Origin of the sequence: Collinsella sp. AM29-10AC, assembly GCF_003469085.1 — a bacterium.
Lineage (GTDB): Bacteria > Actinomycetota > Coriobacteriia > Coriobacteriales > Coriobacteriaceae > Collinsella.
Genome location: NZ_QSKB01000043.1, coordinates 1 through 8,256, shown reverse-complemented (window position 1 = coordinate 8,256; position 8,256 = coordinate 1). Strand labels below are relative to the sequence as shown.

The 8,256-nt window shown below is 59.5% G+C and carries 6 protein-coding genes; all 6 read right to left on the bottom strand.

From position 1 onward, the window contains the following. Positions 1-68: 68 nt before the first annotated feature. The gene (gene xerD, locus DW754_RS10500; protein ID WP_117758736.1) at positions 69-1,010 is read right to left on the bottom strand and encodes a site-specific tyrosine recombinase XerD; all 942 of its coding nucleotides are present in this window, start codon (positions 1,008-1,010) and stop codon (positions 69-71) included. Between the two features lie 2 nt (positions 1,011-1,012). After that, on the bottom strand, positions 1,013-2,674 hold the full coding sequence (locus DW754_RS10495) for a CTP synthase (protein WP_117758737.1): 1,662 nt from the start codon (positions 2,672-2,674) through the stop codon (positions 1,013-1,015). Between the two features lie 178 nt (positions 2,675-2,852). Next, positions 2,853-3,191 (bottom strand): hypothetical protein, encoded by a 339-nt coding sequence (locus DW754_RS10490; protein ID WP_117758738.1) that lies wholly within the window; start codon positions 3,189-3,191, stop codon positions 2,853-2,855. Between the two features lie 256 nt (positions 3,192-3,447). Further along, positions 3,448-4,929 (bottom strand): DUF1846 domain-containing protein, encoded by a 1,482-nt coding sequence (locus DW754_RS10485; protein ID WP_006234276.1) that lies wholly within the window; start codon positions 4,927-4,929, stop codon positions 3,448-3,450. A gap of 556 nt (positions 4,930-5,485) precedes the next feature. Then, on the bottom strand, positions 5,486-6,973 hold the full coding sequence (locus DW754_RS10480; RefSeq protein ID WP_369831814.1) for a YfcC family protein: 1,488 nt from the start codon (positions 6,971-6,973) through the stop codon (positions 5,486-5,488). Between the two features lie 138 nt (positions 6,974-7,111). Beyond that, positions 7,112-8,107, bottom strand: a complete 996-nt coding sequence (gene argF / locus DW754_RS10475) for an ornithine carbamoyltransferase (RefSeq protein WP_117584234.1) — start codon at positions 8,105-8,107, stop codon at positions 7,112-7,114. Positions 8,108-8,256 lie beyond the last annotated feature (149 nt).

Genomic DNA, 8,256 nt, shown 5'->3' with positions numbered 1-8,256 from the left:
AAAAGTGCGTCTCGGCAATCTGGGGCCCGTCCCCTTTAGTATTTATAAATATGCAGGTCAGCGAGGTGCTAGCGATGTGCTAGCGGATGCGCCGCCAGATAGACCTCGGTCAGTTGCGTACGATCGACATGCGTGTAGACCTGCGTGGTCGATATATCGGCATGTCCCAAGATCTCCTGTAGCACACGGAGGTCTGCACCGCCCGCAAGCATATGGGTGGCAAAGGAGTGACGCAGCGTATGGGGATGGAGTCCCACCAGCCCCACCTGGCGCCCGTAGCGCTCACAGATGGCATGGATGCCCTGGCGCGACAGACGGCGGCCGTTCTTATTTAAAAAGACCGCCGAGGTCTCGGTTCCGTGGGCATGGGCCGCCAAGCGAGAACGCCCCTTAGTTATATAGCGCGTCAGAGCTCGCGCCGCGCTTCCCACCAACGGAGACAGGCGCTCCTTTGAGCCCTTACCGCGAACGAGCACAAAGCCATCGTCGATATGGATATCGTCCACATCGAGCCCCACCAACTCGCTCACACGCAAGCCGCATCCGTAGAGCACTTCCAAGATGGCATGGTCGCGCAAGCCCATCTCGCCCTCGGGGAAGTCTTGATCGAGCAGCGCCGAGACATCCTCCACCGATAGATACTCCGGCAAACGCTCAGCCTTTTTAGGCAGGCGCAACGCCGCCGTTGGATTTTGGGCCACAATCCCATCGCGCACCAAAAAGGCATGCAGGCCCTTCACGGCCGCAAGCGCACGCTCCACCGAGGCATCGGAATAGCCCCCATCCCGACGGTCGGCGACAAAGCCCTCCACGACCTGACGAGTCACCTCATCAAAAGACACAATACCCGCCCGCTCCAGATAGGCGCAGTACGTCGTCAGGTCACGACGATAGGCCGCAATCGTGTTGCGCGCCAAACCCCGCTCGACCGCGAGGTAATCGAGATACTCCCCCGCCGCCACGGCGAGCGACGAGGGAGTAGCTTCGGTATGTTCTTTGTTCGCCGGCACCCTTAGTCCGTAGCGAGGTTCATGGGCGTCACCTGCAGGCGATCGACACCCTCGTGCTGACCGATCGAGGCACGCACGAACTCTCGGAACAGCGGCTGCGGGTTGGTCGGACGGCTCTTGAACTCGGGGTGAGCCTGGGTTGCCACATACCAAGGATGCACGTCGCGCGGCAGCTCGACCATCTCGACCAGACGCTCGTCGGGCGAAAGACCCGAGATAACCAAACCGGCGTCCTCGAGCTGGTCGCGGAAGGCGTTGTTAAACTCAAAGCGGTGACGGTGACGCTCGTAGACGAGATCCTCGCCATATGCCTCGCGAGCGAGGGTATCGGCGGCGAGCTTGCACGGATAGGCGCCCAGACGCATGGTGCCGCCCTTCTCGGTGACATCCTCCTGCGAGCTCATCAGATCGATGACGCTAAACGGACCGTCCGGGTCGAACTCGGAGGAGCTGGCGCCGGCAAGGCCGACGACGTTGCGGGCGAACTCGCACACGGCCACCTGCATACCCAGGCAAATGCCCAGATACGGAATCTTGTGCTCGCGGGCAAACTCGGCCGCGAGGATCTTGCCCTCCAGGGCGCGCTTGCCAAAGCCGCCGGGGACCAGGATGCCCGAGGCGTCGCCCAGAACTTCGGAGACATTCTGCTCGTCGAGGCTCTCGCCGTCGACCAGCTGGACGTCCACATGGCGATCGTAGAAGACGCCCGCATGGTGCAGGGCCTCGATAACCGACAGGTACGCATCGGGCAGCTGCGTGTACTTGCCAACGACGGCGATCTTCACCTTGTCGGCGTGATGGTTGGCGTGATTCTGTTTGCGCAGGAACTCGTTCCACTCGCTCATGTCGCGCTCACGCGGGTCCAGACCCAGGCGCTCGCAAATGCGCAGGTCAAAGTCCTGCTCGGCAAGCAGCTGCGGAACATCGTAAATACTCGCGCAGTCCTCGTTGGTAAAGACGCAATCGGTGTCGACGTCGCAGAAGCTTGCGATCTTTCCGCGGATAGCGTCATCGATATGGTGGTCGGAGCGCAGAACGATAATATCGGGCTGGATACCAAAGCTGCGGAGCTCCTTGACGGAATGCTGCGTGGGCTTGGTCTTGACCTCGTGGGCGGCGGCGATATAGGGAACGAGCGACACGTGGATGTAGCAGACGTTCTCGGGGCCGGCCTCCTTGCGGTACTGACGAATGGCCTCGACAAACGGTTGGGACTCGATGTCGCCGATCGTGCCGCCCAGCTCGGTGATGACTATATCGGAGCCGGTCTGCTCTTCGATGCGGCGGAACTTATCCTTAATGGCATTGGTGACGTGAGGAATCACCTGCACGGTACCGCCCAAAAAGTCGCCGCGACGCTCGCGGGCGATTAGGCTTTTGTAGATGGCACCGGTCGTAAAGTTGGAATCGCGGGTCAGGTTCTCATCAATAAAGCGCTCGTAATGACCCAGGTCCAGGTCGGACTCGTAACCATCCTCGGTTACAAAGACCTCACCATGCTGGAACGGGCTCATGGTACCGGGGTCGACGTTCAGATACGGGTCGGCCTTCTGCATCGTTACTTTGTAGCCACGCGACTTGAGCAGACGGCCCAGCGAGGCCGCGGTGATACCCTTGCCCAGGGACGAAACCACGCCACCGGTTACGAACACATGCTTGGTCATATTGAGTTACCTGCGCTTCCCGTAGAAGTTGTTTATCCACATCTTACGGGTCTTCATTGTAATACTCGCGCCGCGGACCGTCCGCAATTTTTCTCGCGTGCGATTGCATTTCTCAATCTTGAAACAAAACGCCGCCCGGTTTCCCAGGCGGCGTCGCTATGGCAAGGGTTACATGCTGCTATCGATCAGCAACCTCGTCCTCAAGCATTTCTTGAACGAGCATGCCGGTACGGACGCCCTCAAGATACCACTCACCACGTTCGGTGAGGCAAATGCCATTTGCAAGCTGACCGCCGTCGTCGCTACAACGCGAGACGACATCAATCATACCTTCGGAATCCAAGCGATCGATTGCGGCGCGGGCACGATACGGCGAAACCCCCACGCGCTCGGCAAGCGTTTTGCGCGAGAAACCATACGGCCCGCCATTGTCTTCGGTTTGCTGGTCGATCTCCATCAACACCAGCACCTCGACACGCTTCATATCGTTGACACTCGCACGACCCTTGCCCGCCATAGCAGCCTCCTCAAACCGAGCACGAGCATCTAACGCGACGTGCGCGACCGACACACCTCACGATGGCAGGTAATATCCATCATGCGGCATCCCGCTAAGGATGAAACAGTTACGGTTATTGTATACCGCTCAAATTGTTTCTAGGCAGGTAAACAGCTATTTTTCGCCGAAATAGACGCTTTATTGATCAAAAAGCCGTACCGGGCGCTAACCCGATACGGCCAAAATGCAATGCAATTACCGCGGTGCTTCAAACTTAGCGATGGAAGAAACCGCGGCGCTCAAACTTGGGCTCGCAGCACACGTTGATGCCCAACTTGCGCAGTACCGTCTCGTCCGTCGGCGAGATAATCACGCTAAAGAAGGCATCGCAACCGCGCAGCTGCTCCAGGCCCGAAAGGACGCGAGCGGCCGTCTCACTCGTGGCCGAGGTGATCGACAGCGCCATAAGCGTCTCGTCGGTGTGGAGGCGCGGGTTTTTGCTGCCCAGGAAATGCGTCTTGAGCTTGCTGATGGGCTCGATCGCCTCATCGCTAATGACCTCGAGCTCAAGGTCGACGCCCGAGACATGCTTGAGGGCGTTCATAATGAGCGAACTTGCGGCACCCAGGCGCGTTGAGGTCTTACCGGTCACCACGGAGCCATCGGGCATGACCATGGCACCCACGGGGCCACCCGTCAGCTGCTCCCTGGTGAGGGCCGCCGAGCGCGCCGGTGAGTAGTTCTTATCGATGCCGGCTTTCTTCATAATAATCTTGAGACGGTCGACTTGCTCATCGCCCACGCCGGTACGGCGCACATTTTCGACCGCGGTAAAGTAGCGGCGGACGATCTCCATCTTGGAGGCGTCGCGGCAGGCATCGTCATCGGTGATGGCAAAACCGACCATATTGACGCCCATGTCCGTAGGGCTCTGGTAGGGGCTCTTGCCCAGGATCTTTTCCATCAGGGCACGGACTACCGGGAAGGCCTCGACGTCGCGGTTGTAGTTGACCGTGGTCTTGTTGTAGGCCTCAAGGTGGAACGAATCGATGATATTGGCGTCGTCGAGGTCAGCCGTGGCGGCCTCGTAGGCAATATTGACCGGATGCGTAAGGGGCAGATTCCAAACCGGGAAGGTCTCGAATTTGGCATAGCCGGCGGCCGTGCCGTGCTTGTGCTCGTGATAGAGCTGAGACAGGCAAGTAGCGAGCTTGCCCGAGCCAGGGCCGGGCGCCGTCACGACAACGAGCGGTCGGGTGGTCTCGACAAACTCGTTCTTGCCATAGCCGTCGTCGGACACAATCAGATCGACATCGTGCGGATAGCCCTCGATGGGATAGTGCAGCTTGGCGGGAATACCGAGCGCGTTCAGGCGGTTGCGGAACACATCGGCAGCAGGCTGTCCAGCGTACTGGGTGATGACCACGGCCGCGACAGCAAAGCCGTTGCCGCGGAACAGGTCAACCAGGCGCAGCACATCCTCGTCATAGGTAATGCCAAGGTCACCACGAGCCTTGTTTTTCTCGATGTGGTTCGCGTTGATCGCGATGATAACCTCGACATCGTCGGCGATGCTTTTGAGCATGCGGAACTTGCTGTCCGGCTCAAAACCCGGTAGCACGCGGCTGGCATGATAGTCATCGAACAGCTTGCCGCCAAACTCCAAATACAGCTTGCCGCCAAACTGCGAGATGCGCTCCTTAATGTGAGCAGCCTGCAGCTCGATATACTTCGCGTTGTCGAAACCCTGGCGCATGTATGGCTCCCGTCCCGTTTCGTAAATTAAGTTCCTACGCGATTATAACGGAGCCCGCCCTCCCCGATAACCAGACCATCAACAGGCACCAACCAAACACGCCCACCGCAACCGCCGGGGACCCGGGGTGGCTCATTTGGAACGGGAAACAAGGCACTCAGCACCAACAATGAAAACGTCGCAGGTTGAGCATAAGCCAGCGAAAGCCCGCCAGAGTAGGCAAAGCGCCCCTGCACCAACAATGGAAAGCGCCGCAGGCAGAGGACGGACAGCGAGCGCCGTCCAGGACGTACAAGTTGGCATGAAAAAGGCAAGGCATAGACCTTTTGGTCATGCCTTGCCTTTTGAATGACAAATTGTCGTCCTGGGCGGCGCGCAGCGTCAACTGGTTGCGCGGTTCGTAGAACCGCGCAACATAAGTGCGCCCCCTCCCGCGCACGGAACGGGAGGGGGCCAAAGGTAGGAGTCTACCGGTGGGGTTACCCCACCGGACAGACGATGACCAGGTGATCCGTTATAGGATCGTCATGGTTTCCGTGGGGTACCCAAGGGGTACTTAGAGCATCACGCAAGCGACGGTCAGGATGATGGCGCAGACGACGGAGAGAGCGACGATGAGCTTAAGAGCAAACTTGAGCCAGGTCGTCCACTCGATCTTGGCCAGGGCAAGACCGCCCATGATGGCGCCGGAGGTCGGGGTGAACAGGTTCACGACGCCGATGGCGGCGGAGAAGATCATGACCATGACCTCGGGCGAGAAGCCGAGCTTAACAGCCAGCGGTCCCATGATGGGCATGGAGACAGTAGCCATACCGGAGGTCGAGGGGATCAGGAAGGACAGGCCGAAGTAGACCAGGAAGCTCATGGGAGCGAAGATCACGCCGGACAGGCCAGCCAGAGCATTGGCGGCAGCGTCGAGGACGTAGACGTCGAGGCCGGTGCTAGCCATGAGGACGGAGATACCACGGGCGAGGGCGATGACGAGGACAACGGACATCATGTCGGCAGCGCCGGTGATGAAGGTGTTGACGATCTGCTTCTCGGACAGGCCGCCGATAATACCGATCAGGACAGCCATGAGGAAGAACCAGGTGGAAGCCTCGTCGAAGTACCACTGACCAATGGGCAGGCCGGTGATCAGGGCAGACCAGCCCTGAACGATGGCGTTACCGTCGGCGTCATAGACAGCGCCAGCATCGAAGAAGTTGGCGACGCCCTCGTTAAGGTCGGCCAGCGGGATGAAGCCGACGATCATGACGACGAAGGTGAAGGCAAAGGCGATCAGAACACCCTTCTGACGACCGGTGAGCTTGACCTCCTTGTGAACCTCGGAAGCAGCCTTGCCGTGAGCCTCTTCGGCGTCCTTGAGCTCCTGCATCGAAAGGATGGTGGAACCCTTGTCAGCCTTGACCTTCTTGGCATAGCTCATGACGAAGAAGATGGACATGGCGGTGGTAACAATCCACAGGACGGCACCGAGGCCGATGATGATGGACTGGTTGACCTCAATGCCAACGCCGGTCAGAGCGTCGACGGCAGCGCCGACGGCAAACGGGTTAACCGTGGAGCCGAGGCAGCCGCAGCCAGCGCCGAGCAGGACGGTTGCAGCGCCGACCATGGGGTCGAAGCCAGCAGCCATCATGGTAGCGGCGAGCAGGGCGTAGAAGGGAACGGTCTCCTCGCACATACCATAGGTGGTACCACCGAGGGAGAAGATGAGCATCAGCACGGGAATGAGCATGATCTCATTGCCCTTAAGCTTCTGCACCAGAACGGCAATGCCGTTGTCCAGGGCGCCGGTCTCGGTCATCATGCCGAGGAAGCCGCCGAGGATCATAACGAAGAGGCAGACGGGCAGAGCGTCAGCGAAGCCCTTGACCGGGGCGGTGCAGAAATCGCTCAAGCGGGCAGCGGTAACCGCGCCACCGGACGTACCGGAGACGATAACGGTAACAACCGCGACGATTGCCAGCAGAGCAAGAAGAATGGTGAACGATGAAGGCATACCGCGCTTTTTCTTAGCGGTCTCAGTCATAGTTCTCATCCCCCCTTCATAAATCATTTACTGATCTCGCCCGAAGCGGCTCTTCCGTGCCGTGCATGTCGTTCGGTGCGAGATTTTTACCAGACAAAAGTGCTCGGGGTGCGCAGCAATGCACCCCGAGCGAGATGCTAGATGCTCTTACTTGAGCGTAGCGTACATGACAGCCTTGATGGTGTGCATGCGGTTCTCGGCCTCGTCGAAGACCTTGGAAGCGGGGCTCTCGAAGACCTCGTCGGTGACCTCCTGCTCGGTGATGCCGAACTGCTCGCACTTCTCGGCGCCAATCGTGGTGTTGGTGTCGTGGAAGCTGGGCAGGCAGTGCAGGAAGATGGCACCCGGGTTGGCCATAGCCATGACCTCGGAGGTAACGCGATACGGGGTGAGCTGAGCGATGCGCTCGGCCCAGACCTCGTCGGGCTCGCCCATGGAGACCCAAACGTCGGTGTAGAGAACGTCGGCACCGGTGACGCCGTCCTTGACGTCGGTGGTCAGCTTGATGGTGCAGCCGTTGGCCTCGGCGATGGGCTTGCAGGCCTCGATGACGTCGTCAGCGGGCATGCACTCCTCGGGGCCGCAGGCCACGAAGTTCATGCCGAGCTTGGAGCAGACAACCATGAGGGAGCGAGCGACGTTGTTCTTGCAGTCGCCCATGAAGACGAGGGTCTTGCCCTTGATGTCGTAGTTGAAGTTCTCCTGGACGGTCAGGATGTCGGCGAGCATCTGGGTGGGGTGCCACTCAGTGGTCAGGCCGTTCCACACGGGCACGCCGGACTTAGCGGCGAGCTCCTCGACGTCGTCCTGGGCAAAGCCGCGGAACTCGATGCCGTCATACATGCGGCCGAGAACGCGAGCGGTGTCCTCGATGGACTCCTTCTTGCCCATCTGGGACGAACCGGGATCGAGGTAGGTAACGCCCATGCCCAGGTCCATGCCGCCGACCTCGAAGGCGCAGCGGGTACGAGTGGAGGTCTTCTGGAAGAGCAGGACGATGTTCTTGCCCTCGAGATAGCGGTGCGGAACGCCAGCACGCTTCATGTCCTTGAAGTTCTTGGAGAGCTTGAGCAGGTACTCAATCTCCTCGGTGGTGAGGTCGAGGAGCTTGAGGAAGCTACGGCCGGAGAGGTTAACACCCATGGTTCGTTTCCTTTCGAAAAAGTGAATTACTAAAAAGTGGTGCCCGTTTGACGGGCGAAACCGGTGCGGTTGTAGGGGGACCGCACCGGAACCGTTAAAACCTTAGAGGTCCTCGCGCCAGAAGGGCATGCTCATGCAGCGCGGGCCGC

What these genes read in the sequence shown, in the direction of transcription:
- DW754_RS10495 (WP_117758737.1), bottom strand. Translation starts at nt 2,674, where the DNA reads ATGACCAAGCATGTGTTCGTAACCGGTGGCGTGGTTTCGTCCCTGGGC.
- DW754_RS10490 (WP_117758738.1), bottom strand. Translation starts at nt 3,191, where the DNA reads ATGGCGGGCAAGGGTCGTGCGAGTGTCAACGATATGAAGCGTGTCGAG.
- DW754_RS10485 (WP_006234276.1), bottom strand. Translation starts at nt 4,929, where the DNA reads ATGCGCCAGGGTTTCGACAACGCGAAGTATATCGAGCTGCAGGCTGCT.
- DW754_RS10480 (WP_369831814.1), bottom strand. Translation starts at nt 6,973, where the DNA reads ATGAGAACTATGACTGAGACCGCTAAGAAAAAGCGCGGTATGCCTTCA.
- argF (WP_117584234.1), bottom strand. Translation starts at nt 8,107, where the DNA reads ATGGGTGTTAACCTCTCCGGCCGTAGCTTCCTCAAGCTCCTCGACCTC.